A 24,898-nucleotide genomic window follows, 5' to 3' on the forward strand; every position below is an offset into this window, starting at 1 on the left:
GATAGCAGTGTGTGATCTCGGATTAGCGTCAGCGTACCGAACAAGCAGAGCCTGACGCTCCCCTGCCCGTGGTGCTTGGTATGTTTAAGCTTCCAACTATATCGCGAGCGGCAGCAAGAAATGCATCCAATTGCTCTTTTGTGCCGATGCTGACGCGGATGCAATGTTCCAAACCATTGTCCGGAAAGTAGGCAACGAGTATCTTTTGCCTTTCCAAGGCTGCTTGCCACCATGAGCCGTCCTGTCCCGCTGGCACACGGGCTAGCAAGAAATTTGCGTGGGAGGGCGTTACGGAAAATCCAAGTTGCGACAGTGCGGCTGTCACTCGCTGTCGTTCATGTCTGATGTGCTTGTGGTTCTCTGCGTAGGCGCCGCGATGCGCAAGCACGCTGATACCAACCGCATGCCCGATCACGTTCATGTTGAAGACGTTCTGGATGTTGCGCAGCCTGCCAATAATCTCAGGGTGACCGAAACCGAAACCGACGCGAATGCCGGCGGCGGCATAGCTCTTCGAAAATGTTCTCAAGATCAGAAGGTTCGAATAACGGTTGATGAGGCGCAGCCCGTGATCGGGTGCAAAGTCGACGTAGGCCTCATCAAGGACGACCAGGCGATCCGATTGTGCCACGAGGCGTTCGATATTGCTTATCGAGAGGAATGTTCCGGTCGGATTGTTTGGATTGGCCACCAGAATGAACTTTGCGTCTTTTGCCGGGCCGGAAAGCAATTGCTCCATTGGCAGCGAATGAGTTTGACATCCGATTTCGAGAAACTCAGCACCATGCAACATGGCAAGTTTGCGGTTGAACGAAAACCCTGGCGATATCATCGCCACCTTGTCGCCAGGGGCGAGGAAAGCTCTGTAGATGAGTCCGAGCAGTTCAGACGACCCGTTGCCTGCGATGACCTGATCCGTGGATACGCCATAGGTATTGGACGCTGCTTCCCTCAAGCTGATGTTATCGTCGTCCGGATACAGATACTGGCGATTGAGGGCCGCCACTGCACTTTGCATTATGATTGGCGGCAACGGAAACGGGTTCTCATTCGTATTCAGCTTGACAAAACTTCTGTCCGGCGCTGGTCCGTTGGACGGCAGAGCATCTAACTGTCGGGTCCCTTGCGGAAGAGACGAAAGCACAGCTTGCAGTTTTGCATCGGACATATTTTATCTCCGTTTCAGTCGCACAGGGGCATCCGTATGAGCTCGCAACGAGAGCAACATGGCGGACGGATTGACGATGGCAGCGTCGCCTTTCACAAGATGGTCGCAACGCCGGCTGCCACGGGAATTCGGCCAGGCTGTCCTCGGTCGGATCGGCTTGACGGGACGCGGATCTGCATCCCTGCGCGGGCCAAGCCGCTAAGCGGTCTCAGCTAATCCGCCTGAGTCATGCTTTCACAGACGCTTGACCTCGATGCCGTATTTCCTCAGCACGTAGCCAATCTGGCGCGGGGTCAGTCCAAGCAGGCGCGCCGCCTTTGCCTGCACCCAGCCACATCTTTCCATGGCAGCAATGACGCGCTCGGCGTCGGTGGTCCTCGCGCCCAATGAGTGGGGTGCTCCGGCAGGCGGGACTGTGGTGGCGGCCGAACGAGCGGCCGCATCCGGCGGCGTGGCCGGATTCACTGCCTCTGGCACGATTGGCGCTGGTTGCAGCGCGGCCTTGCCCGATCTGCTCTTCCGCAGCGCCTCGGCAAAGCATTGGTCGTGGGAGCACGCAAAGTCGTTTCTCCCGATTGATCGTCCCTCCGCCAGGATCGCTGTCCGGTGCACGCAATTTTCAAGCTCGCGAATGTTGCCGGGAAATTCACATTTCATCAGTACTTCAATCGCACGCGGATCGAAGGTCAGCGTACGGCCGTTCTCATCGTTGAAATTCTTGAGAAACTCAGCTGCGAGGAGCGGAATATCGCTGCGCCTTTGGCGTAATGCCGGCACCAGCAAGGGAACCACGTTGATGCGATAATATAGGTCGGCGCGGAACTCATTCCTTGCAACCGCCTCTTCAAGGTTCCTGTTCGTGGCGGCAATCACGCGAACGTCGACCTTGATGGTCTGGTTGCTGCCGACGCGCTCAAACTCCTGCTCCTGCAGCACGCGCAGTAGCTTTGCCTGGAAGGAGGCCGAGATCTCGCCGATCTCATCCAGAAACAACGTCCCCTTGTCGGCGAGCTCAAAGCGACCCTTGCGGGAATTGAACGCGCTTGTGAAGGCACCCTTCTCATGACCGAACAATTCGGATTCCAGGACTGTCTCTGGCAGCGCTGCACAATTGAGTTTGATGAAGGGCCGCTTGGCGCGCGGCGACAACTCGTGAATTGCCTTGGCGACCAGCTCCTTCCCGGTACCGGATTCGCCTCGCAACAGAACCGTGGTCTTTGCCTTAGCTACAACTGCGATCTTCTCGAGCAGCGCGCTTAGCGCCGGACTATCGCCAATCATTCCCTTGACGTGAACCTTCTTGCGCTGCGGTGCAGGGTGCTTGACATCAGAGAATTGCGTTTGCAGCCCATCTTCCACCTCCGTCGGTCGTTCGCGGTCGCCCGCGGAGAAGCGGTGCAACTTGACTGTCTGTCCCACCATGTTGGCTATCATGGTGAGCAGCCGGACATCATAATCGAGCCGATATGTTGACCTGCTGTCCAAGGCGCGGTCGATAGTCAGCGTGCCTACGGCGTTCCCATCAACACGAATGGGAACGCCGATGAAGGACACGGTGTCGGAGGCCCCAAGCACCTCTATGTCAGCGGCAGTGAAGGCCGAATGCACCGCTATGTTCTCGGCGACAAGCGGCGTGTCCGTCGTCACAATCAGATCGATTGCCTTGCGCGGCAGGCGCATCCGGGAGCGCTCATCGCTGTTCTCGTCGCAGCCGGTGACTACGGTGATGTCCAGTACGCCCTCAGCGTCGAAGAGAGCGATGATGCCGTGCCGCATCTGCACAAACGAGGGCAGGAGATCGACGACCTTGGCCAACGTGACTTCGAGCCGGGCGGGGTCGGTGAGTACTTTCGATATTTCGAAGATGCCGGTAAGCGCGTGCTCGTGCGATGGCACAAAAGGGACCGCGGTGTTCATCTCGGACTTTGGGTAAGCCCTTTTCGCATCCGGAAGCGAAATGCGGCACTCGCTGGCATTTTGTTCTGATTTGGGAATGTTGTGGTGCATATGATCCTCGATCTCGCGCCATGAAATGCATGCCGGCGGCATGTGCGCCCGCGACGTCGCGGGCAAGCGCGAAAATGCTCTGACGTGAACTCGTGCCACCGCCGTGTGGTCGAGTGCAAAGCGGGTCGACCCCTGACGCATCGCTTGGCTCTCCCCCCACGAAGCTTGGCCACGTTCTCGGCTTGCACGGGGGCAACCACACGTTGATTTTCAAAAGACTGGAGCGAGGCGGGATAGTCAATCGAGCTTTCTTTCATTCGTGAAAGGAAACCTCGCGGCCTATGATAGAATTCATCAGTTCTAATTTTTGTCGGCGATGTTGAACGACAGAAATACGGCGCCGGCGATGCGGTGCCCGAGCGGCTGACCGCGCCGAGTTGCCGGGCCGTGCCAGTCACCAGCGCCTGCGAACCAGGGGCGGGAGCGATAATCACTGCCGACGACACTGGTCGGTCGCGGCAACCGCCATTTCCTCGATATTGATGACGCAGATAAGGCGGCGGCGTCGCGTGTGAAGGCGCGAAGCTGGCGGTCGAGCGCGGCTTTCTCGGCGGTGCTCGGAACTTCTGAACCGCATCGTCGCGGTCAGCACCAGCGGCGTCAATCCCTACGTCTCGACGTCGCTTTCAAGCTGTCGCTGCAGCGGGAGCGCGGCAAAGAACACGGCAATTCTGCGCCCTGGTGCCAGCGATGCGGCCCTTCCCAAAGTCGGCAAACCGAGGAGCCCGCCACGATGTGCAGCAAAACCGCAAGCCAGAGAGATCGACCGGCAATCTGCCGGAGAACATCAAGCGCGTGCTGGACGGCGGCCTTGTCATTCCCGTCTTGTGCCACCGCATTCATCCCATCATTGGCGAGCCCAACGTCAGTTCAGGTCATGCGGATCCATTTGGCATGGGTATTGCGGCGGCGTTGGTGCAGCGTTCGACCGGAGCGCCGCGATAGGGAGAAGCCCGGGAGAAGTCACGCCACCTCGATCCGGTCAGGGAGAGAGAAACAGTGTCAGCTGCACAAGTCCGCGGCGCGAGTCCCGCGCCCCGCAAACCCTTCTATGCCAAGCTTTACGCGCAGGTGCTTGCCGCCATCGCCCTAGGCGTCGCAATTGGCTATTTCTATCCGGGGACCGGCGAGAGCCTGAAGCCGCTGGGTGATGCCTTCATCAAGCTGGTCAAGATGATCATCGCGCCTGTCATCTTCCTGACAATTGCGACCGGCATTGCCGGCATGAACGATCTCCACAAGGTCGGCCGGGTCGCCGGCAAGGCAATGGTCTATTTCCTCACCTTCTCGACGCTCGCGCTGATCGTCGGCCTCATCGTCGCCAATGTCGTCCAGCCTGGCGCCGGCCTCAACATCGATCCGGCCTCGCTCGATGTCCAGGCCGTGAATACCTATGCCGCAAAGGCCCACGAGCAGTCGGTCACCGGCTTCCTGATGAACATCATCCCGCCAACGATTGTCGGTGCCTTCGCGGAAGGCGACATCCTGCAGGTGCTGTTCTTCTCGGTTCTGTTCGGCATGGCGCTGGCGATGGCCGGAGAGACGGGCAAGCCTGTCGTTTCCTTCCTTCAGGCGCTCATCGCGCCTGTCTTCAAGCTCGTCGGCATTCTGATGAAAGCCGCGCCGATCGGCGCTTTCGGCGCAATGGCCTTCACCATCGGTAGATATGGCATCGGTTCGGTCGTCAACCTCGCGATGCTGGTCGCGACGTTCTATTTCACCGCCTTCCTCTTCGTGTTCGGGGTTCTCGGCGCGGTCTGCCGCTACAACGGCTTTTCGATCTGTTCTCTTATTCGCTACATCAAGGAAGAGCTGCTGCTTGTCCTCGCAACGTCCTCCTCGGAGGCCGCGCTCCCCTCGCTCATGCAGAAGATGGAGAAGGCGGGCGCCAGGCGTTCGGTTGTGGGTCTCGTCATCCCGGCCGGATATTCGTTCAATCTGGACGGCACGAATATCTACATGACCCTGGCGGCCCTCTTCATCGCGCAGGCGACGAACACGGATCTGTCAATCGGCGATCAGGTGCTGCTGCTGCTCGTTGCGATGCTTTCCTCCAAGGGCGCTGCAGGTGTGACAGGTGCGGGCTTCATCACCCTGGCTGCTACGCTCGCCGTAGTTCCGAGTGTTCCCGTTGCTGGGATGGCACTGATACTCGGCATCGACCGCTTCATGTCCGAATGCAGGGCGCTGACGAATTGCGTCGGCAACGCAGTGGCATCCCTCGTCGTTGCCCGCTGGGAAGGAGAATTGGACCGAGCGCAGATGAAAGCCGCCTTCTGCGGTCATCAGCTTGCCGAGGCATCAAACCGGCTATCGTCCGCCGAGTAAGGTCGACGCACCGCGACCGGTTTCGCCAAGCTGGTCACATGACCTGAACGATCGACTTGCAGGCTCTAAACGGCGCCTCACGGACCATGTATCAGAAGCGCAATATGTGTGAGTGCAAATCATCGCCGCCCTAAGCGAATGAACCTTCCGTTATACCCGGCCGGTCTACATCTGGAGTAGTCCAATACGCTGTCGATCATTCAGTATGCGGGCGTCTCCAACTTTGCCCACCCGAAACCATTGTCGAATCGCGCTAGGTGACAGAGAGCCAGCCTGCGTCAAAAACCAATCAGAATAGGACCCATGACCAAGCGCCCCACAATTGCCGATCTCGCCCGCGAAGCCCGAGTCAGCGTAGCAACGGTCGATCGGGTTCTGAACGCCCGCCATCCGGTGCGCGAGGAGACCGCGCGGCGGGTCCACGACGCCGCCCACGCGATCGGCTATCATGCTGCCGGCCTCATCAAGCAGCGCTTGCGGCGAGACCTACCGTGCTACCGTCTGGGCTTCATCTTGAGAAAACCGGCCCAGCATTTCTACCAAGACTTTGCGCGCGAGGTCGAAGCGTCGGTCAATTTGGCCCAGTCCTTCCACGGCATTCCGCTCATCCAATTCGCCCCGTCACATATGCCGAGCGACCTAATCGCACCGCTCAAGGATTTGGGCGCACGCTGCCATGCGATCGCGATGGTGGCACCGGACCACCCGAAAATTACAGCAGCGGTTGAGGACCTCAAGGCCAAAGGCATTCCGGTTTTCTCGCTGCTTTCCGACTTCGCCGCCGGCGTGCGACAGGGCTATATCGGCCTCAACAACCGCAAGGTGGGGCGCACGGCCGCTTGGATGGTGTCCAAGGTCGCAAAACGGCCCGGCAAGGTGGCGGTGTTTGTCGGCAGCCATCGTTTCCAGGGGCACGAGCTCCGTGACGTCGGCTTTCGCTCCTATTGCCGTGAGAACGCGCCGACGTTCGAGGTGCTCGATCCGCTTGTGAACCTGGAGAAACGGCAGGTCACCTACGAGGCAACGCTTGATCTCATGCAGCGGGAACCCGAGCTCGTCGGCTTCTATGTCGCCGGCGGCGGCATGGAGGGCGCCATCTCCGCGGTCCGGGAAGAGGGTAAAAGTCGCGATCTCGTCGCGATCGTGAATGAAATCACGCCGGAATCTCGGGCGGCACTCGCAGATAACATCATCACGATGGCGGTCGCCACGCCAATGCGCCGGCTTTCCCAGGAGCTGATAACGCTGATGACGCGGGCTATCGAGACCGGCACTGCTGAAACACCAGGACAGACATTTCTGCCGTTCGACATCCATCTGCCGGAAAATATATGAAGCTGATGGATTCTATCGTAAGCGGGGAGTTTCCTTTCATAAATGAGAGAAAGTTGATTGATGATCCGATCCACGCGGGGTAGCCGCACCCCACAGGCCTCAGCCGCGGCCCAGGATGAAAGCGCCGATTGAGTGAACGGATCGGCCGCGCGTTCAGGCGGAAGCGCGAGGTAAATTCCCTACATCCGCAGCGTCGACCTCGACCGGCTTCATTGCCAACATCTCGACGTTGTCGGTGCAGGGCGGTGTCGTCAAGGATGCCTCACGCCAGTAGCCGAGCGAGGCCGGCACAGTCCATTGGGATCGACCTCGTCGACCGCCATCTCCTCGCCTGGCCGCGCGTGAAAAGCCGCGGCAAGGCCGGCAAAGTTGGCATTTGAGTGGGGCTAAACATCTTCTGGGACTTCGCACGCGAAATCGGAGGCGGCAGTCAACTCAGCACCAACCGGGCATGTGTTCTGCTCGTTCCTGGCCCTCGTACTCAGCAAGGAACTGCGCCGCTCTGCCCCGAATGGCAACCGCTCCTCCGCGACCGCCTCCAGGAGCCACCATCGAAAAGGATGGTCGCGTCGTCACCACCACGTCACGGCAAAAGTGGGCAACGTCTTGAAGGCAGCTGGCATCGCTCTGCGACACACCTCGACAAACAACTCGCCTGAGATCAGCCCCAAAAAGGTAGTGGCAACACGCGCCGGCGCGCGCCTAACATGGTGATTAATGACATTATTCTTACAGCCGGTGTTTAAGTGGGGCTAAATCTCTTCTGGGACTTCGCACGCGAAATCGGAGGCGGCAGTCAATTCGGTACCAACAACGGCAAGGTCGGATCCGGCGTGCCCGAGACACTCAATAATTTCAAGCAAAGGCGCCAGGCGAGATGCCTCCTGCAACATCATTTCCCGCATCCACAGGCTTGCCGGATCAGTATTGTGAAGCGCAGGCCATTGGACGGCCTCCGTGAATGCGGGATGAGGAAGTGGCGGCGGAAGTCCGACAATCCGCAGGGGTGTTGTTTTTGCGAAATGCTGCGCCAGCCGTAAGGGCATGGTCCCGATGCGGTTGGTGCCTGATACAACGGGCGGGATCATGCTAAAGCCCTGTACGACGACCTCGATACGTCTCTCGAAACCGTGCTCGAGCAAATACCATTCCTCCATGGTGGGCTGCCGGGTGTGCCTGAATCTGAGCACAACATGCCCCATGGACAAGTATCGCTCGAATGTAAGTGGCTCTGACAGCTGCTTGTTCGTGCCGCAGCCTACGCATACGAGCATATCTTCGAACAGGGCTGCGCGAGGATGTTTCGACATGAACACTTCCGGCATAATCAGAAAATGAACGTCGCCGCGCCGGAGAAGCTCCTCGGGGTCGTCGGAAATAGCCAGACATTCGAAGCGGACGGCGGGAGCTTCCCGCGCAGCACGCTCTACGATCTTCTTAAAAAATACGAGCGTGAGGTAATCGGAAAGCATGATTCGGAAGAGACGATCCGATTGGGCTGGGTTAAAGGCGTCCCAGGAAATAATCGATAGCTGGATGTGCAGCAATGCGTCCCGGACTGCTGGGGCGAGCCCCTCCGCGCGCGGTGTCAAAATGAGCTCGCGGCCGTTCATCGCAAATAGCTCATCGCTGAAATAGGCGCGTAACCGAGCGACGGCGGCGCTCATGGCCGGCTGGCTCAGGTTAATACTCCGGGCCGCCGCGGTGACTTTACGTTCCCTGATCAGAGCGTCCAGCACAACGAGGAGATTTAGATCCAGCCCCTTAAAACGCATGTCCTGATCTATCCAGCGTGTGGATGGGTATCATCTAAACAATCAATTTTACGAATTTACGAACCATGCATTAGAGGAACGTAAATGACCGACGTCAAGCTCAAATCGACGGCGCCGCGACACGGGCGGGAACATCGAGAGAGCTCATTTGCGAGCCCGACCGGCTGGCTCACCTTCGCTAACGACAACGGTTGAGTGCAGTCAAACAACGCCGCCGCTTTGGCCGGGTAATGCGGCCCGCAAGAAACTAATAAGAAAGAGAGATCCTGAATGCGCTCGCAGGTGCAGTGGAAGTTGTGCTGGGAAAATGAGTTGCAGCTCTCCGACCATGTCGAGCTCGCCAAGTTCTTTCGAAATACCTATGGGCCGACTGGGGCGTGCAACGCAGAACCGTTCGAAGGTAGTCGAAGCTGGGCCGGAGCCAGGCCTGAACTCCGCGTAATCGCCTATGATTCGAGCGGTGTAGCGGCCCATATGGGCATACTGCGCCGTTTCGTCAAGGTTGACGCGGTCGATCTATTGGTGGCTGAGCTGGGCCTGTACGGGGTACGTCCGGATCTTGAGGGCCTCGGAATCGCCCATTCGATCCATGTCATGCTTCCAACACTGCAGGAGCTTGGCGTTCCATTCGCTTTCGGAACCGTCCGGGACGCGCTGCGGAATCATGTTGAGAGGTTCGGGCGGCGATACAGCCCTTTGGCTGTTTTGTCGGGAATTCGCGTGCGCTCCACCCGACCAGAGGCGCGCCTCGACCTGCCGCCCACACGCATCGATGACGCACTCGTCATTGTTCTGCCAGTTGGACGACCGATCAGCGAATGGCCCACCGGCGCAATGATCGATCGGAACGGACCAGAGCTATGAGCCGTCCCGATTGCTACGAAGTGCGCCGTGAGTGCTCCGACGGCACCAGCCGTCGCAGCGTTTATCTGACGTTCGACGACGGTCCCAATCCACTTTTCACACCGGAGATTCTGGATGTGTTGGCAGAGCAGCGGGTGCCGGCGACTTTCTTCGTCATCGGCGCCTACGCCTTAGAGCACCCGGATCTAATCCAACGAATGTTTGCAGAAGGGCACGAGCTAGGCAACCACACGATGACTCATCCGGATCTGTACAAATGCGGCTTCGGCGAAGTGCAACGTGAGATCTATGAAGCGAACGGCGCCATCATGAGGGCGTGCCCTCAGGCCTCGGTGCGCTACATTCGCGCGCCCTACGGCGCCTGGAGCGAAGAAGTCTTCACAGCGTCACAGATCGCCGGGCTGACGGCCCTCCATTGGTCCGTCGACCCTCGAGATTGGTCTCGCCCTGGGGTCGACGCGATTATCGATACCGTGCTCGCCTCTGTCCGGCCGGGCGCAATCGTACTCTTACACGACGGATGCCCTCCCGGCGAGTTGAGCCAGGGCGCTCACGCCGGTCTGCGCGACCAGACGGTCACGGCGCTGTCCCGGCTGATTCCAGCACTTCATGAGCGCGGATTTGTAATCCGCTCACTTCCTCAACATCACTGAACAAACGAGATCCCATGACTCTTCTTGGTACAACCAGCACTGTGGCCATTTCGCTATATGCACTGCTCTCGACTGCTTATAAGAGCATGCAGGGGATTTATGCTCTGCCGACAAACGACTCATCGGCGTTGGAGGATCTCGTCGGCTCCGATCAACTGCCCAGCGTGGATGTCATCGTCCCCTGCTTCAACGAGGATCCGCGCACGCTTTCAGAGTGCCTGGCTTCCATTGCAGACCAAGAATACGCCGGAAGACTTCGGGTCTATGTGGTTGATGACGGTTCTGGAAATCGCGAAGCCGTAGGAACTGTCCACGAAACCTACGCGCGCGACCCTAGGTTCGACATCATTTTGCTTCCCGAGAATGTTGGAAAGCGCAAGGCACAGATCGCCGCGATACGCCGCTCATCCGGGGATTTGGTGCTTAACGTTGATTCAGACACGATACTCGCGTCCGACGTCATTACCAAGCTTGTACCGAAGATGCGAGATCCAGCGGTCGGCGCAGTCATGGGTCAGTTGACGGCCAGTAACCGGAGCGAGAGCTGGCTGACCAGGCTGATAGACATGGAGTACTGGCTGGCTTGCAACGAGGAGCGCGCGGCACAGGCTCGCTTCGGTGCCGTTATGTGCTGTTGCGGCCCATGTGCCATGTACCGCCGGTCTGCGCTCCTTTTGTTACTGGACCAGTACGAGTCGCAATTTTTTCGGGGCAAGCCAAGCGACTTCGGTGAGGATCGCCATCTCACTATCCTCATGCTGAAAGCAGGCTTTCGAACCGAGTACGTTCCGAGCGCCATCGCGGCCACAGTCGTTCCGAACAGACTCGGACCGTATCTGCGCCAACAACTCCGTTGGGCACGAAGCACATTCCGGGACACGCTGCTTGGGCTGCGCTTGCTGCCCGGCCTCAATAGCTATCTCACGTTGGACGTGGTCGGACAGAATCTCGGGGCGCTACTCCTCGCCCTATCGGTACTAACGGGCCTCGCACATTTCGCACTGACAGGCACTGTGCCTTGGTGGACAGGACTGATGATTGTGTCCATGACCATGGTCCGATGCAGCGTGGTAGCAGTTCGTGCTCGACAGTTTCGATTTCTGGGCTTTTCCCTGCACACGTTCATCAACATCTTTCTCTTACTTCCCTTGAAGGCCTACGCGCTGTGTACATTGAGCAATAGCGATTGGCTGTCGCGAAGCTCTGCTGTCGCTACATCGAACACTGGGGGAAAACAGGCCCCCACCCAAACTCCGATCACTGGATCAAGCAGGGCAGAATTCTCACCGCATGCAGCTCCGCTTCGCAGGCTCAATCTTGGGCGGGATTCTTCGGGATTAGCGCTTTCGGGCAACATTTGCGGCGACGAGTGATCGCTAATTACCTAGGTGGACGAGAGGTGGACGAGTTTGACCCAGAACATGAATCATCAGTTGCTCGATCGGGAATTGGCCGCAGACGATCCGTGGCGCCTCGACGGCAATCCGTTCGAGCGGGAGCGCCACACGCAAATGCTCCAGCTGGCGCTTGCCCAAGGCTCCATTACAAATGCCCTCGAAGTCGGGTGCGCTGCCGGCGCATTCACGGAAAAACTAGCCCCCTACTGCCAAGGGCTCACCGTCATCGATGTCGTGGCGCAAGCGATTGCTCGAGCACGTCAACGGATAAAGGAGCCGTCGCGCATCAACTGGATAGTCTCCGATGTTCAACAGTTTTCGACCGACGAGTTGTTTGACCTGATCGTTGTGGCGGAGGTCCTATACTACCTCGAAGACATAGCCGAGATGCGCGCGGCCGTCAAAAACCTGGTGCGGGTGCTTGCGCCAGGCGGGCATCTGATCTTCGGATCGGCAAGGGATGCTAATTGCCGTCGCTGGGGTCACGCCGCTGGTGCTGAGCCGGTCATCGCCATGCTGAACGAAACGTTGATCGAGGTAGAGCGTCTTGAGTGTCGGGGCGAGTCGGTCAACGAAGACTGCTTGCTCGTCCGTTTCCGGAACCCGCTTTCCGCTTCCTGATGAATCGAATCTATCGCCCTTAACGTGGAGACACTATGCGCATCTGTGGTACCAAGCTGACCCATGATGGGGCGATCGCCCTTGTCGAGGATGGACGGCTCGTCTTCTGCGTAGAGCAGGAAAAGCGGCACAACAATCCGCGTTACCAAACCATCGATAATCTCGACGCAATTGTCGCCGCTTTGGCGGAACAGGGGCTAAATCCTTGTGATGTCGATCAGTTCGTTATCGACGGCTGGGATGGCGAAGACGAGTCACAGTTTCAGGTCCGGCAGGCAACAGCAACCGCCAGTCGTGGCGACGCTCTCGGTAAAATGAACTCATGTCCACGGTAACGATCGATCTTACTGACGTAAGCAAAACTTATGACAAGCTCGTTGTCGACAGACTGTCGTTCCGCGTTACGGCGGGGGAATGCTTCGGGCTCTTGGGACCGAACGGTGCGGGCAAAAGCACGATTGCGCGTATGGTCCTCGGCATGACATCGCCTGATGCGGGGAAGATTACTGTGCTCGGCGCTCCAGTGCCGGCGCGCGCGCGTTTGGCACGTATGCGCATCGGCGTGGTCCCGCAGTTCGACAATCTTGATACCGCGTTCACTGTACGCGAGAACCTGTTGGTGTTCGGGCGCTACTTCCGGATGAGCAGACGCCAGATCGAAGCGGTCATACCGTCGCTGCTTGAGTTCGCCCGCCTCGAGAACAAAGCGGATGCGCGCGTCGCCGAACTGTCCGGCGGCATGAAGCGGCGCCTGACGCTCGCGCGTGCGCTGATCAATGACCCGCACTTGCTGGTGATGGACGAGCCGACCACCGGCCTCGATCCGCAGGCCCGCCACCTGATCTGGGAACGGCTGCGATCGCTGCTGGCGCGGGGCAAGACTATTCTTTTGACTACCCATTTCATGGAAGAGGCCGAGCGGCTGTGCGATCGGCTGTGCGTTATGGAGGAGGGGCGCAAGATCGCCGAAGGCCGCCCGTCCGCACTCATTGACGAGCAGATCGGCTGTGACGTGGTCGAGGTCTACGGCGGCAATCCGCATGAACTGGGTGCGCTGATCCGGCCGTACGCACAGCGCATCGAGGTGAGCGGTGAGACGCTTTTTTGCTATGCACCCGATCCGGAGCAGGTGCTGGGGCAGCTACGCGGGCGCGCGGGTCTGCGCCTTCTGCAGCGTCCCCCCAATCTCGAGGATGTGTTCTTGCGGCTAACCGGGCGCGAGATGGAGGACTGAACAATGGGCGAACGTTATGCGGCGGGCATGCCCGCCAATGCGTGGAATTGGGTCGCGGTTTGGCGCCGCAACTATCTTGGATGGAAGAAAATCGGGCTTGCATCGGTTCTCGGCAACCTCGCCGATCCGATGATCTATCTGTTCGGTCTCGGCTTTGGCATCGGAACAATGATAGGTCCTGTTGAGGGCACTTCGTACATTGCGTTTCTCGCGGCTGGCATGGTTGCCACAAGCGCGATGGCATCGGCGACCGCTGAAACGGTTTACGGGAGTTTCGGACGCATGGACAACCAGCGCACCTGGGAAGGAATGCTATGCACTCAGCTGACGCTCGGCGATATCGTACTCGGCGAATTGGCGTGGGCAGCCACCAAGGCCCTGATGGCGGGCACAGCAATCACCATTGTTGCCACCACGCTCGGCTACACATCGTGGCCATCCATCCTCTGCTTGCTGCCAGTCATCGCTCTCAGTGGCCTCGCCTTCGCGAGTCTAGCGATGGTCGTCACGGCGCTTGCGCCCAGTTATGAATATTTCATATTTTATAATACGCTTGTTATAACACCCATGCTGTTCCTTTGCGGCGCGATGTTTCCGGTCAACCAATTGCCCGGCGCTTTTCAGGACGTCGCCTCCTTGTTGCCGCTCGCACATGCAATTGACCTCATTCGTCCGGCGATGCTTGGCCGTCCGGCCGGCAGCATGGGCCTGCATATCGGCGCGCTTTGCATATACACGGTTTTGCCGTTCTTCCTATCGGTTGCTCTATTTCGTCGTCGGCTGATGCGTTGACGCTACTCACCATTCGTAAAATTGTTTCTTTGGGCGATACCCATCCACGCGTCGGATAGGTCAATACATGCGTTTTAAGGGACTCGATCTAAATCTCCTGGTTGTGCTGGATGCTTTGATCAGGGAGCGTAAAGTCACCGCCGCGGCCCGCAGTATTAACCTGAGTCAGCCGGCCATGAGCGCCGCCGTCGGTCGGTTACGCGCCTATTTCAGCGATGAGCTATTTACGATGAACGGCCGCGAACTCATTTTGACACCGCGCGCGGAGGGGCTCGCCACAGCAGTCCGGGAGGCATTGCTGCACATCCAGCTGTCGATTATTTCCTGGGACGCCTTTAACCCGGCCCGATCGGATCGTCGCTTCCGCATCATCCTTTCCGATTACCTCACGCTCGTATTTTTTAAGAAGATCGTAAAGCGTGCTGCGCGGGAAGCTCCCGCCGTCCGCTTCGAATGTCTGCTTATTTCCGACGACCCCGAGGAGCTTCTCCGGCGCGGCGACGTTGATTTTCTGATTATGCCGGAAGTGTTCATGTCGAAACATCCTCGCGCAGCCCTGTTCGAAGATATACTCGTATGCGTAGGCTGCGGCACGAACAAGCAGCTGTCAGAGCCACTTACATTCGACCGATACTTGTCGATGGGGCAGGTTGTGCTTAAATTCGGGGACACCCGGCAGCCCTCCATCGAGGAATGGTATTTGCTCGAGAACGGTTTCGAGAGACGTATCGAGGTCGTCGTACAGGGCTTTAGCATGATCCCGCCCCTTCTATCAGGCACCAACCGCATCGGGACAATGCCCTTACGGCTGGCGCAGCATTTCGCAAAATTAACACCCCTGCGGATTGTCGAACTTCCGCCGCCACTTCCTGCCGCATTCACGGAGGCCGTCCAATGGCCTGCGCTTCACAATAATGATCCGGCAAGCCTATGGATGCGGGAAATGATGTTGCAGGAGGCATCTCGTATGATTACCCCGCCTAAGAGCACCGGACGTCTCAGTTGTCGGCCGACGACCCCTCGGTTATGAGAGGAGGCATGGATGGCGATTGGGATTGGGCGATTCCTGCATTGTCGAGAACGATGCAGGGAGAGCAGATCCTTCAGCCTGAAGAGGTGGCAGCGATGCTGCCGCTGCATGAGCTTGGCTGGGGAACCGACGGGCGAACGAATTCGGGTGCGCTCGCAACACGGTGCCTCGGTATCTAAGCGAGGGCGGGACTGTTCCGTTTCGCAAGCCTGTGCGGCCGACCGCGTTTGACGGACTGGACGATTGGCTGCGGGAGCGCTTCTTCCCCCATGGCTCGGGCTGGATGACGATCTCGACCCGCTCCAGATGCGCCGGGAACGCCTTGCGCGGTCGCGCAGCACGTCGCGGCTCGCCTGTCGGTCTTGCGGCCTCGAGCTCGGACTCAATCGCGCCGAGCCCGGTCTGGATTTCGAAGGCGAAGGCCTGCTGGGCACGTTCGAGCTTCTCGGAGCTGCGACCGAAGCGGCGCGCTCCAGCTGCTTGACGATCCCATGAAGGTCGGCGATCCTCTCCTGGGCACGCTCGTTGAGTGTCGCCATCCGGACGATCTCGGCCTTGAGTGTTTCGCTCCGGAGTTGTTGCAGTTCGGCCTTCTCCGCCGCCATGGCGACGAACATCGCCTTGAGCGGATCGATTTCGTGGGGACGGGCCGAAGCGCTTCTCGTCATGACGCCGACAGGAGCTTGTTTTACACGGCCTGAAGCCCGCCTTTTGCGCCTGAGTCACTTCGCCACCGCCTTCCGGCCGGACGCCGTCGCCGTTCGGCTCGAACGCGCGTCCAGTCCATGCCTTCGACGAGCGCCATCAGTTTCGGCGCGGCAAGCCGATCACGCCGTTCTCCGCCAGCGGAACTTGTCCTCGTCCAGCGCTCACGGTGCGGGTATGCCGGCGTCGAGCAAACAGAGAGAAGTTTGGGGCCCAACCAGGACGGCCCCGTTACGAAGTTCGTCCTAGTCTAGTCCCGGTTTGAGTGTCGAATCTTCATCGATTGCATCGGCGACCAGCGTCCCCGCCGCCTGCGAGCCCGCAACTGCTCAGCAGAAGGAAGTGAACGTGAGTGCATCCATTTCGTAAATGCGTGTCTATCCAAGCAATCGATTTCTCTAATTATCCGATGAGGAATATGAAACGCGTCAGGCAGGGTGCATCATTAGGAGTATTTTCGATGGCAAACATTATCGAGGGTGGCCCGGGTTCCGAAACACTCCTCGGCACCAAGCTTGAAGATTGGATGGAGGGTTTCGGGGGCAATGACTGGATTGACGGTCGTGGCGGCAACGACGAGATCTCGGCTGGCGCGGGCAGTGACCGAGCCCTCGGCGGCGAGGGTAACGACCGCATCTTCGGCGGAGATGGCTGGGACGATCTCTCCGGCGACAACGGCCGCTTCAACGCGCGCATCTCCGGTGAGGACAATGACAGGCTCAGCGGCGGTCCCGGCCAGGATGTCGTCTACGTGGGTGACGGCCAGGACACGTTGACCGGGGGCACCGACAGTGACACGTTCGTGTTCCAGTTCCACAATCCGGTGCCTGGGGTCGTCCCGAGTGTCGGGTCGAAGCCGGACATTTCCACTATCACCGATTTCAACCCGGCGGAGGACAAGTTCGCCTTCGATGCGGTGGGCCTCTACAACGACGGTTTTGGCGCGAACTTCGTCAACAACGCCAGCATACAGTCCGGCTACCCGGTGAGCAGCTTCTACAGTGGTGCGGCCTCGGGTGCGAACGGCGAACACGTCGTGGTGATCACTGGCGAATCTTTCAACTCTGCTTCTGAAGCCGCGAGTGCGATCTCCGGCGAGCACGCCGGCGACATCATTGTCTACCAAAGCAGCTACACCGACAGAGTCGCAACTCTGGCCTATGTCACCGCCGACAACAGCGCGCATGAGTTCGTCCACCTGGGCGGTGTGGTCACCGTGGCCGACCTAGGCCTGACCGCGTCGGACTTCACCTTCGTTTGATCCGGAAAACCCATACGGAACAGCGCCCCGCCCCCCTGGGCGGGCGCTTTCCGTTTCCGCTACTTGCGATGGGCCGGGGCGCCCGGGAGCAGTCGCAGCGTGTACAGCTTGACGAAGCCCTGCACGTCGCGCTGGTCGTACACCGAAATCTCCCTGAACGCGTGGAGGCGGAAGCCTGTTCGGGCCCTTGCGGCCGGCCACGATGACGTTGCCCTTCCAAACCTTCAGCCGGACGGTGTTGTTGTTGACCCGCTCCATTAGATGCCAAATCAAACATATTCGGCGGGAGCACTGATCCTGAATCAGCGAGTCGGTTGCCGCTCGGGGAGCAATATAGGGAGCTGGGTCGCCAGATCCTCACGGAGACCTACGTGAGTAACCATTCCTTGAAGGATTCAGCTTTGAGACCTTTCCCTCTGACTTCCGCTATTTGGGGAATTCTGTTGATCAGCGGCGTGGTCAACGTGCTTGCGCTGATCTCGCCGCTGTTCATGCTTCAGGTCTACGACCGCGTTCTGGCAAGTGGCAGCGTATCGACGCTAGTGGGGCTCGTCGTGCTTGCTGCAGGGCTTTATGCGTTCCAATGCCTGCTCGACGTTTTGCGCGCCCGCGTGCTGCTGCGGATTGGCGAGCGTTTCGATGAACAGTTTTCCGGACGCGTTCACGATGCGATCGTTCGCCTTCCGCTTTTAACGCGCATGCCGGGCGACGGCTTGCAGCCGCTTCGCGATCTCGACAATATTCGCGGATTCTTAGGTGGAAACGGTCCGACAGCGTTCTTCGATCTGCCATGGATGCTGCTTTATCTTGCCATTTGCTTCCTCTTTCATTTCTGGATCGGCATGACGGCACTTATCGGGGCGATCGGTCTCACATCTCTGACACTTCTTACCAACACTCTCTCGCAACGGCCGATACGCGAGACCATTGCCCACGACATGGTACGCAATGGCCTACTGCAAGCAGCGCGTTGCAATGCCGAGGTCGTGCAAGCTCTCGGTCTCGGAAAGCGGATCGCTGCCCGATGGCACAAGGCCAATGCCGAGTATCTGGCCGCCAACCGGAAAGCTGGGGACGTGGCAGGTGGGCTGGGTGGCATTGCAAAGTCGTTGCGCGTGCTGCTGCAATCGGCCATTCTTGCCGTCGGCGCGTACCTTGTCATCAGGCAGGAGGCTACGGCCGGGGTCATGATTGCCAGTTCGATCATGATGGGGCGTGCGCTGGCTCCGGTCGATCTGGCCATTTCAAGCTGGAAACCCTTCCTCATGGCGCGCCAGGGTTGGGCGCGGCTGGAGGACCTCCTGGGAACGGTTCCTGAAACCGCTTCTGTTATGCCAATGCCTGCACCTGAACGCGAACTCCGCCTCGAAGGCGTGACAATCGTTCCGCCCGGCGAAAGGAAGCCGACCGTGACCGGCCTTGCGTTTGCCGTTCAGGCGGGAAGCGCACTCGGGATCATCGGTGCATCGGGTTCGGGCAAGTCGACACTCTCGCGCGCCATCGTCGGCGCATGGACGCCGGTCGCCGGAAAGGTTCGCATCGACAGCGCAAGCCTCGATCAATGGGACCGGGAAGCGCTAGGCCGTCATATCGGCTATTTGCCGCAAGGTGTTGAACTGTTCGACGGCACCATTGCCGAAAACATCGCTCGTTTTGAAGATAATCCTGACCCTGAGGCTATTGTCACCGCGGCGAAAGCAGCGGGCACGCACGAACTGATCCTCCGATTTGAGCACGGCTACGAAACTCCGATTGGTGAGGCCGGATCGGCACTTTCCGCCGGGCAGCGCCAGCGTATCGGTCTTGCCCGTGCTCTTTATCGAGACCCTTTCCTTGTTGTGCTGGATGAACCCAATGCCAATCTCGATGCGGAAGGCGAGGCTGCGGTCGTCAAGGCGATCGCCTCCGTGCGCGGGCGCAAGGGCATTGCGGTTGTCGTCGCCCATCGGCCGAGCGCCATCCGCGCCGTGGATTTTGTGTTGGTCATGGAAGGTGGACGGCAGCGAGCATTCGGTGCGCGTGATGAAGCGCTTTCCAAAGTCTTGAAGAGGGCAGCGATGGCACCAGGCGCTGGCGTCAAGGCCATCGAGTCTACACAGGATAACGTGGGAGAGCGCGCTGACATGGAGGATCCCGGTGGCCGGCATTCATCAGAATAATGACGTTTCCAGCTCCATTCGCCGGCACCTGGTGGCGGGCCTTCTGGCGAGCGTGATCTTTGTTGGAGGAGCCGGAGCCTGGGCGGCCTTCACGAATCTCTCCGGTGCGGTTGTCGCGTCCGGACACTTTGTCGTCGATTCCTATGTGAAGAAGGTGCAGCACCCGACCGGCGGGGTGGTGGGAGAAATCCTGGTGAGCGAAGGTGATAAAGTAAAAGCCGGCGACATCCTCATGCGGCTCGACGCCACCCAGACGCGCGCCACTCTCGCTGTAGTCACCAAGCGGCTCGATGAGCTGGCCGCCAACCTGGCACGACTCGAAGCTGAGCGTGACGATCTGGCGGAGATCGCCTTCCCGGACTGGCTGCTCGCCCGCAGAGATGTTCCGGACGTAGCTTCGGCAGTACATGGCGAGACGCGGCTGTTCGAATTCCGCAGACAATCCCGCGACGGAAGGCAGGCGCAGCTAGCGGAACGCATCACTCAATATGAGCACGAGATCGAGGGGCTCAAGGCGCAGGAAATCGCTTGTGAGAAAAGCACCGAGATTCTCCAAAAGGAAATTGCTGCCCTGAGTGGGCTGCGCGACCAAGGCATTGTCTCGGACCAACGCTTGAACAGCCTGAAGACGCAGGTTGCCACTTTCGGCGGCGAACGCGGTGAGAAGATTGCACATCAGGCACAGACGGCAGCCCGCATAGCCGAAACGCGCCTGCAGATCCTGCAGATCGATCCGGATTTCAAGACGGAAGTCGGCCAGGAGCTCAGAGAGGTTCAGGCGCAGGTTGGGGAGTATGTTGAGCGCAAGGTGGCGGCTGAACAGGAACTGCGACGGATCGATATTGTCGCGCCGCAGTCAGGCGCCATTCAACAACTCGCAGTTCATACGGTCGGAGGAGTGATCACGCCCGCCGATCCGATTATGCTAATCGTGCCGGAAGGCGACGATCTTGCGCTTGAAGCACGAATCACCCCGAAGGACATCGACCAAATCCAGCTTGGTCACAAGGCCGTGCTGCGGATGTCAGCCTTCAATCTGAGGACCACGCCGGTATTGAACGGATATGTCAGCCGGATCGCAGCCGATCTGGCGACGGACGAAAAAAACGGCGTCTCGTATTACCTGGTGCGTCTGTCGGTTCCGCATGCGGAACTGACGAAGCTCAAGGACCTGACGCTCGTGCCCGGCATGCCGGCCGAAGCGATGATCCAGACGGGCGAGCGTACGGCGCTTTCTTATTTTGTGAAGCCGCTGTCGGACCAAATCAGTCGCGCATTCCATGAGGAATGAAAGTGATCCACAGAAATATTTTGTTGGTATTCTTGTTGGTTGTTACGCATGCATGAAAGTCATAACCGTCTGAAAACACAACCATGCGTTCCTCAGTTGGATTGCGCCTCTGACTCAGATACGTGGTTCCGCGGTCATTTTGCCCTTGCAAGTCGCCGCCCATTCAGTTCTTGGCCTCGAGCGCATTAAGATACCCATCATCGTACACAAAGGCTGGAAAAGAGTCCGGTGTCTTGAGCGATCCTAGGTCTGGAGACCTAGGGTGAGCCTGCAAGCACAGGGCCAGGACATGATTGAGCGTCTGCAATATTCGGACAGGTGCATAGAAAGACAGGCAGGCGCCAAAGACGCGCTTTCAACGCACTAAACCGATGCTGCGCACCCCGAGCGTCTTGCCGCCCTCGCTCCCGCCGGTAGGAATCAATCGCGAGCAGGCTGCGACGTTCATCGGCGTAAGCTCAACGACCTTTGATGAAATGGTCCAGGACGGCCGGATGCCGCAGCCACGAATGCCGAGCAAGGGGCGCATTGTTTGGGACGTCGAGGAACTTGTATTGGCGTTTCGAAAGCTCCCTCACCGCCAAATCGGAGGAGCACCAAAGCTTGACGAAGATTCGCCGCCACTAGACAATCCTTGGGATCGAAAACCACGAACATGACGGATGAGCCCGTGAAGGTCGCTCTTAAGGGCGTAGTGAAGGACACTGATCGCCACGGCAATGATCGGTACTATTTTCGCGCACCGGGTCGGAAGAAGGTCCGGCTCCGTGAACCGACCGGCAGCGACGAGTTCCTCGAGGAACTGCGGTGCGCGCGCGCCGAGGTCACTTATGTTCGGCCCGGCACTCTTCCCGAGATTTGCCGGCGCCTCCCCAAGCCTTCCGAGCCAGCGAAGAAAGGCACGTTGCTGTGGCTTTGCCAGGAGTATTACCGTCGGGGCGGCACGGAAATCACCCAAGACACTATGGCGCGCCGACGAGCAATTCTGGAGCGCGTATGCGAATTACCTCATCCCCTCGAAGGTGACCCGGATCCTCAGTATCCCACCAAGGGATCTCTGCCATTCGCCGGTATGAAACGGTCTCATGTTAAGGAGATCAGGGACACCAGGCTCGACGCCCTTGGCGCGGCAAACAATATCGTAAAAGCCATCAGCGCGATGTTTGAGTGGGCAAAGGACACAGAGATTCCGGGCGTCGACTCCAATCCCGCCCGCGGCATCAGACGGCTAAAGAGCGGCGACGGCTGGCACCCATGGGACGTGTCGGAGATCGTTCAATATGAGAAGCGGCATCCGCTGGGTACCGCAGCCAGACGTGCGCTCTCGATCTTCATGTTTACTGGCCTGCGGTTGTCCGACGTCGCGATCTTCGGTCGACAGCACATCACGCTCGTCTACAACGAGGAGACCGAGCAGTGGGAGAAGTGGATCAGAATTAAGCCTGGGAAGACCAGTCGTAACAAGGATGCGGTGTTGGTGGAGCTCCCGCTTCTGCCCGAACTAGAGGCGGAACTTGAGCACACGCCCTCCGACCAGATGACCTTCCTGGTCAATGAGTATGGTCGCCCGTTCTCGGAGAACGGTCTGGGCAACAAGATGCGCCAGTGGTGTGATCAAGCTGAGCTGCCGCACTGCAGTGCTCATGGAATTCGCAAGGCCGGCGCGACGATCGCCGCTGAGAACGGCGCGACGCACGAGCAGCTGAAGGCGATATATGGGTGGACTACGTACCAGCAGCCCGACCACTACATCAAGAAAGCGCGTCGCCGGAAGGTAGCGAGAGCGGCGAAATACCTGCTGGTTATCGATCGAAAAGAGAACAAAATTGTCCCACTTTCTGAGGGGGTTGAAAGAGGTGGGACAAAAATGGCCAAAAAATCCAATTAAATCAACGGCCACAAAAGCCAATGGTGGGCCCGGAGGGACTCGAACCCCCAACCAAGCGGTTATGAGCCGCCGGCTCTAACCATTGAGCTACAGGCCCCACGGCGCTGGATTAGTGTTTTTCCCTGAACCGCACAAGGCTTTCCGAGGCCTTTCCGAGCAGGCGTTCCAAGGGGGCTGGCAGAGATCGCCCAAATCAGCCCATATTGATAACCTATTGCACGTCGCCCATTGGACGCCGGCCAACACTCGGCTGTCTTGGGATCCCAGATCGAGGAGATTTCATGACCAGACGTATTTTGCCCCTGGCGATTGCCGCCGCAATCGCATTTCCGGCGATCGCGGCCGCCGCCGATTCGCCACCGCCGCCGCGTATCGTCGTCACCGGTGAAGGCGAGGCGGCGATAGCACCCGATCTGGCTCTGCTGACGCTCAGCGTCATGCGCGAAGCCAAGACGGCACGTGCAGCGCTCGATGCCAATAACGACGCCATGGCCGCAGTGATCGCTGCCATGAAATCGTCCGGCATCAAGGAGCGCGACCTGCAGACCGCGGGCATCCAGATCAATCCGCGCTATAACTACACCAACAAGCCCGACGGCAGCCAGGAGGCCGAGCTTGTCGCCTACCAGGTGACCAACACGCTTTCGGTGCGCATCCGAGACATCGACAAGACCGGCGACATTCTCGATAAGGCGGTGTCGCTCGGCGTCAACCAGGGCGGCGGCATCTCCTTCTCCAACGACGATCCGGCGGCAGCCGTCACCGAGGCGCGCAAGAAGGCCGTCGCCAATGCCATGGCCAAGGCCAAGACGCTGGCCGAAGCGGCCGGCGTCGGCATCGGCCGGGTCCTGGAAATCACCGACCAGAATTTCGCACCACCGCCGATGCCGATCAACGCCAAGGCATTCGATGCCGCCGGTGCGTCGGTCCCGGTGCAAGCCGGCGAAAATTCCTATACCGCACAGGTGACGGTGACTTTCGAATTGAAATGATCATCGCTTGCAGCATGAAAAACCCCGGAGGATCGATCCTCCGGGGTTTTTTGAGCCGCGCTTCCTGGCGGAAAGGGCTCCGCTACTCTACCGGCTGCAAGTCAGCCGGCCGCAGGCCCGAAGACCTTAGCGATAGATGATCGGACAGCCGCGCTCGTTGGCGAATACGATCACGACGCGGTCGCCATACTGGCGGCCGGCGACCTTGACCGTGCGGCGGTTGATGTCGATGATGCGGGCGCGGTGCAGGCCCATGCGTTCGGCCTTGTCGATGGCACGCTCCGGCGAACAGGACCGGCGCCAGCCGCCATGACGGCGGTGTTCGCGATAGTAACCATCATCTTCGTCGCCGGTATAGACGCCGACGCGCGGATCCTGGTTGTTGCCGAAGCCGAGATAGATGCTGTCAGCATGAGCGGGGATGGCAGCAAGCGTGCCAAGGCCGACAAGAGCCGAAAGAGCCGCCGTCTTGATGGTGTTGAACATTGTCTTCTCTCCTTGTTGAGGGTTTCCACACGTTTTCGTCGAACCGATGGGAGGAGAATGCACCCGTCTGTCTGAATTTTTTGCGAACCGGCCGTTCATCTCCAGTTCATGAGGCAGAACCGGAATAGTCTCTCGCTTCTGGAACCGGTGTTATGGACGGCGGTGCTGCATAGGGTGGGCATGGTGGATGGACAACGTCCGTTTTGCCGTCGGTTCCGGATTCTCGATTTCGCGGTAAAATCCTAAGGCTCGTCCGCGAGCATATGGTCGAAATAGTCGTCCGGCTCGGCAAGGTCGGTCTCGCTGGCGCTGACCCGGCCGCGCATCGAGATGCCGGCCTCGTGCACGGTCTCGTCGCTTCCCGACACCAGCCTGTGCCACCAATAGAGATCGCGGCCCTCGGCCACCAGCCGGTAAGCGCAAGTCTTGGGCAGCCAGCTGATGGTGCGCACATTCTGCGGCGTCAGCCCGACGCAATCCGGAACACGCGCCAGCCGGTTGGCATAGTCGGAGCAGCGGCAGCTTCCAGCGTCGAACAGCCGGCAGCCGACGCTGGTCCAGTAGATCTCTCCGGTGTCCTCGTCTTCGAGTTTGGACAGGCAGCATTTGCCGCAGCCGTCGCAGAGTGATTCCCACTCGGCCGGGGTCATCGCCTCGAGCGTCTTGGTCTTCCAGAATGGCTTTTCCATCGTCGGCATGTGGCCCTCGGACGCTTCAAGGTCAAGCACGGCAACCGTGCACCCTCGTCCGAACGATACGCCGGGACAATACGCCGGAACATGCGCCAGGACCATACGAATGACATGAAGTCGCCTTCAAAACGCCGGTCAATCGCCCTGTGCCACAGCTAGAACCTACAAACAGGAACCAAACATGGTTGCTGAATGTTTGGGCAGGGATGGGACGCCACAA

At 59.1% G+C, this 24,898-nt stretch carries 21 protein-coding genes, 1 tRNA gene and 4 pseudogenes; 19 read left to right on the top strand and 7 right to left on the bottom strand.

The features are described from left to right. Positions 1 to 28 precede the first annotated feature (28 nt). Together hisC and nifA are read right to left on the bottom strand one after the other, a co-directional pair. A complete protein-coding gene (gene hisC / locus NKI17_RS18600) occupies positions 29 to 1,168 on the bottom strand; it encodes a histidinol-phosphate transaminase (protein ID WP_352749981.1) in 1,140 nt (379 codons plus the stop codon). Positions 1,169 to 1,402: 234 nt separating this feature from the next. Then, positions 1,403 to 3,175 carry a nif-specific transcriptional activator NifA gene (nifA, locus tag NKI17_RS18605; protein WP_502894552.1) on the bottom strand — a complete coding sequence of 591 codons (1,773 nt, stop codon included), beginning with the start codon at positions 3,173 to 3,175 and terminating at the stop codon, positions 1,403 to 1,405. 735 nt (positions 3,176 to 3,910) lie between these two features. On the opposite strand from nifA, the gene NKI17_RS18610 reads away from it, so the two are divergent. The 4 genes and pseudogenes from NKI17_RS18610 to NKI17_RS37010 all read left to right on the top strand — a co-directional run. Further along, the gene (locus NKI17_RS18610; RefSeq protein WP_156937379.1) at positions 3,911 to 4,120 is read left to right on the top strand and encodes a hypothetical protein; all 210 of its coding nucleotides are present in this window, start codon (positions 3,911 to 3,913) and stop codon (positions 4,118 to 4,120) included. Between the two features lie 54 nt (positions 4,121 to 4,174). Further along, positions 4,175 to 5,503, top strand: coding sequence for a dicarboxylate/amino acid:cation symporter (locus tag NKI17_RS18615; protein WP_023678259.1), 1,329 nt, complete (start codon positions 4,175 to 4,177; stop codon positions 5,501 to 5,503). Between the two features lie 303 nt (positions 5,504 to 5,806). After that, positions 5,807 to 6,838, top strand: a complete 1,032-nt coding sequence (locus NKI17_RS18620; protein ID WP_023678260.1) for a LacI family DNA-binding transcriptional regulator — start codon at positions 5,807 to 5,809, stop codon at positions 6,836 to 6,838. Positions 6,839 to 7,252: 414 nt separating this feature from the next. Further along, positions 7,253 to 7,497: pseudogene (locus tag NKI17_RS37010) on the top strand (IS1634 family transposase); the annotation flags it as partial. Positions 7,498 to 7,590: 93 nt separating this feature from the next. On the opposite strand, the gene NKI17_RS18625 reads toward NKI17_RS37010, so the two are convergent. Continuing rightward, complete coding sequence (locus tag NKI17_RS18625; protein WP_352750603.1) at positions 7,591 to 8,613, bottom strand: LysR family transcriptional regulator; 1,023 nt, start codon at positions 8,611 to 8,613, stop codon at positions 7,591 to 7,593. 270 nt (positions 8,614 to 8,883) lie between these two features. Here NKI17_RS18625 and NKI17_RS18630 point away from each other — a divergent pair, with 270 nt between their 5' ends. The 9 genes and pseudogenes from NKI17_RS18630 to NKI17_RS18670 form a co-directional block, all read left to right on the top strand. Further along, complete coding sequence (locus NKI17_RS18630) at positions 8,884 to 9,477, top strand: NodA family N-acyltransferase (protein ID WP_023678262.1); 594 nt, start codon at positions 8,884 to 8,886, stop codon at positions 9,475 to 9,477. Next, complete coding sequence (gene nodB, locus NKI17_RS18635) at positions 9,474 to 10,130, top strand: chitooligosaccharide deacetylase NodB (protein WP_352586914.1); 657 nt, start codon at positions 9,474 to 9,476, stop codon at positions 10,128 to 10,130. The genes NKI17_RS18630 and nodB overlap by 4 nt, the downstream gene beginning before the upstream one ends. A 14-nt stretch (positions 10,131 to 10,144) precedes the next feature. Next, the gene (nodC, locus tag NKI17_RS18640; protein WP_352756525.1) at positions 10,145 to 11,503 is read left to right on the top strand and encodes a chitooligosaccharide synthase NodC; all 1,359 of its coding nucleotides are present in this window, start codon (positions 10,145 to 10,147) and stop codon (positions 11,501 to 11,503) included. 48 nt (positions 11,504 to 11,551) lie between these two features. Further along, positions 11,552 to 12,148, top strand: a complete 597-nt coding sequence (nodS, locus tag NKI17_RS18645) for a nodulation methyltransferase NodS (RefSeq protein WP_352450799.1) — start codon at positions 11,552 to 11,554, stop codon at positions 12,146 to 12,148. A gap of 35 nt (positions 12,149 to 12,183) precedes the next feature. Further along, a pseudogene (locus NKI17_RS18650) lies at positions 12,184 to 12,432 on the top strand (carbamoyltransferase N-terminal domain-containing protein); the annotation flags it as partial. A 38-nt stretch (positions 12,433 to 12,470) separates the two neighbouring features. Continuing rightward, positions 12,471 to 13,382: a nodulation factor ABC transporter ATP-binding protein NodI gene (gene nodI / locus NKI17_RS18655; protein ID WP_023678267.1), complete on the top strand. Its 912-nt coding sequence runs from the start codon at positions 12,471 to 12,473 to the stop codon at positions 13,380 to 13,382. Between the two features lie 3 nt (positions 13,383 to 13,385). Continuing rightward, positions 13,386 to 14,174: an ABC transporter permease gene (locus NKI17_RS18660; RefSeq protein ID WP_023678268.1), complete on the top strand. Its 789-nt coding sequence runs from the start codon at positions 13,386 to 13,388 to the stop codon at positions 14,172 to 14,174. Positions 14,175 to 14,241: 67 nt separating this feature from the next. After that, positions 14,242 to 15,204: a LysR family transcriptional regulator gene (locus NKI17_RS18665; RefSeq protein ID WP_023678269.1), complete on the top strand. Its 963-nt coding sequence runs from the start codon at positions 14,242 to 14,244 to the stop codon at positions 15,202 to 15,204. Positions 15,205 to 15,212: 8 nt separating this feature from the next. Beyond that, positions 15,213 to 15,475: pseudogene (locus NKI17_RS18670) on the top strand (hypothetical protein); the annotation flags it as partial. A gap of 29 nt (positions 15,476 to 15,504) precedes the next feature. Here the strand turns inward: NKI17_RS18670 and NKI17_RS18675 are convergent. Then, positions 15,505 to 15,663 (bottom strand): annotated as a pseudogene (locus tag NKI17_RS18675) (IS66 family transposase); the annotation flags it as partial. A gap of 32 nt (positions 15,664 to 15,695) precedes the next feature. Between NKI17_RS18675 and NKI17_RS18680 the strand changes: the two are divergent. The 5 genes from NKI17_RS18680 (at position 15,696) to NKI17_RS18700 (ending at position 22,508) form a co-directional block, all read left to right on the top strand. Next, entirely contained in the window at positions 15,696 to 15,905 is a 210-nt protein-coding gene (locus NKI17_RS18680; RefSeq protein WP_023678271.1) for a hypothetical protein, read from the top strand. A 464-nt stretch (positions 15,906 to 16,369) separates the two neighbouring features. Then, a complete protein-coding gene (locus tag NKI17_RS18685; RefSeq protein ID WP_023678272.1) occupies positions 16,370 to 17,170 on the top strand; it encodes a calcium-binding protein in 801 nt (266 codons plus the stop codon). A gap of 386 nt (positions 17,171 to 17,556) precedes the next feature. Then, positions 17,557 to 19,329 (top strand): type I secretion system permease/ATPase, encoded by a 1,773-nt coding sequence (locus tag NKI17_RS18690; protein WP_245274754.1) that lies wholly within the window; start codon positions 17,557 to 17,559, stop codon positions 19,327 to 19,329. Continuing rightward, complete coding sequence (locus NKI17_RS18695; protein ID WP_023678274.1) at positions 19,307 to 20,620, top strand: HlyD family type I secretion periplasmic adaptor subunit; 1,314 nt, start codon at positions 19,307 to 19,309, stop codon at positions 20,618 to 20,620. Before NKI17_RS18690 ends, NKI17_RS18695 begins: the two co-directional genes overlap by 23 nt. 670 nt (positions 20,621 to 21,290) lie before the next feature. After that, positions 21,291 to 22,508, top strand: a complete 1,218-nt coding sequence (locus NKI17_RS18700; RefSeq protein ID WP_245274750.1) for a tyrosine-type recombinase/integrase — start codon at positions 21,291 to 21,293, stop codon at positions 22,506 to 22,508. Positions 22,509 to 22,529: 21 nt separating this feature from the next. Here the strand turns inward: NKI17_RS18700 and NKI17_RS18705 are convergent. Next, positions 22,530 to 22,605 (bottom strand) — tRNA-Ile (locus NKI17_RS18705). 184 nt (positions 22,606 to 22,789) lie between these two features. On the opposite strand from NKI17_RS18705, the gene NKI17_RS18710 reads away from it, so the two are divergent. Beyond that, on the top strand, positions 22,790 to 23,500 hold the full coding sequence (locus tag NKI17_RS18710) for an SIMPL domain-containing protein (RefSeq protein WP_023678276.1): 711 nt from the start codon (positions 22,790 to 22,792) through the stop codon (positions 23,498 to 23,500). Between the two features lie 126 nt (positions 23,501 to 23,626). Here NKI17_RS18710 and NKI17_RS18715 read toward each other — a convergent pair whose 3' ends face one another. Both NKI17_RS18715 and NKI17_RS18720 read right to left on the bottom strand, forming a co-directional pair. Then, on the bottom strand, positions 23,627 to 23,986 hold the full coding sequence (locus NKI17_RS18715) for a hypothetical protein (RefSeq protein ID WP_023678277.1): 360 nt from the start codon (positions 23,984 to 23,986) through the stop codon (positions 23,627 to 23,629). A gap of 242 nt (positions 23,987 to 24,228) precedes the next feature. Next, positions 24,229 to 24,675: a YcgN family cysteine cluster protein gene (locus NKI17_RS18720; RefSeq protein ID WP_023678278.1), complete on the bottom strand. Its 447-nt coding sequence runs from the start codon at positions 24,673 to 24,675 to the stop codon at positions 24,229 to 24,231. Positions 24,676 to 24,898: the final 223 nt, after the last annotated feature.

The sequence above is a fragment of the Mesorhizobium sp. M0816 genome (genome assembly GCF_040320005.1).
Taxonomy (GTDB): Bacteria; Pseudomonadota; Alphaproteobacteria; order Rhizobiales; family Rhizobiaceae; genus Mesorhizobium.

Coding starts and splice junctions, on each gene's coding strand:
- hisC (WP_352749981.1), bottom strand. CDS start 1,168: ATGTCCGATGCAAAACTGCAAGCTGTGCTTTCGTCTCTTCCGCAAGGG.
- nifA (WP_502894552.1), bottom strand. CDS start 3,175: ATGCACCACAACATTCCCAAATCAGAACAAAATGCCAGCGAGTGCCGC.
- NKI17_RS18620 (WP_023678260.1), top strand. CDS start 5,807: ATGACCAAGCGCCCCACAATTGCCGATCTCGCCCGCGAAGCCCGAGTC.
- NKI17_RS18625 (WP_352750603.1), bottom strand. CDS start 8,613: ATGCGTTTTAAGGGGCTGGATCTAAATCTCCTCGTTGTGCTGGACGCT.
- NKI17_RS18630 (WP_023678262.1), top strand. CDS start 8,884: ATGCGCTCGCAGGTGCAGTGGAAGTTGTGCTGGGAAAATGAGTTGCAG.
- nodB (WP_352586914.1), top strand. CDS start 9,474: ATGAGCCGTCCCGATTGCTACGAAGTGCGCCGTGAGTGCTCCGACGGC.
- nodC (WP_352756525.1), top strand. CDS start 10,145: ATGACTCTTCTTGGTACAACCAGCACTGTGGCCATTTCGCTATATGCA.
- nodS (WP_352450799.1), top strand. CDS start 11,552: ATGAATCATCAGTTGCTCGATCGGGAATTGGCCGCAGACGATCCGTGG.
- nodI (WP_023678267.1), top strand. CDS start 12,471: ATGTCCACGGTAACGATCGATCTTACTGACGTAAGCAAAACTTATGAC.
- NKI17_RS18660 (WP_023678268.1), top strand. CDS start 13,386: ATGGGCGAACGTTATGCGGCGGGCATGCCCGCCAATGCGTGGAATTGG.
- NKI17_RS18665 (WP_023678269.1), top strand. CDS start 14,242: ATGCGTTTTAAGGGACTCGATCTAAATCTCCTGGTTGTGCTGGATGCT.
- NKI17_RS18680 (WP_023678271.1), top strand. CDS start 15,696: ATGAAGGTCGGCGATCCTCTCCTGGGCACGCTCGTTGAGTGTCGCCAT.
- NKI17_RS18685 (WP_023678272.1), top strand. CDS start 16,370: ATGGCAAACATTATCGAGGGTGGCCCGGGTTCCGAAACACTCCTCGGC.
- NKI17_RS18710 (WP_023678276.1), top strand. CDS start 22,790: ATGACCAGACGTATTTTGCCCCTGGCGATTGCCGCCGCAATCGCATTT.
- NKI17_RS18715 (WP_023678277.1), bottom strand. CDS start 23,986: ATGTTCAACACCATCAAGACGGCGGCTCTTTCGGCTCTTGTCGGCCTT.
- NKI17_RS18720 (WP_023678278.1), bottom strand. CDS start 24,675: ATGGAAAAGCCATTCTGGAAGACCAAGACGCTCGAGGCGATGACCCCG.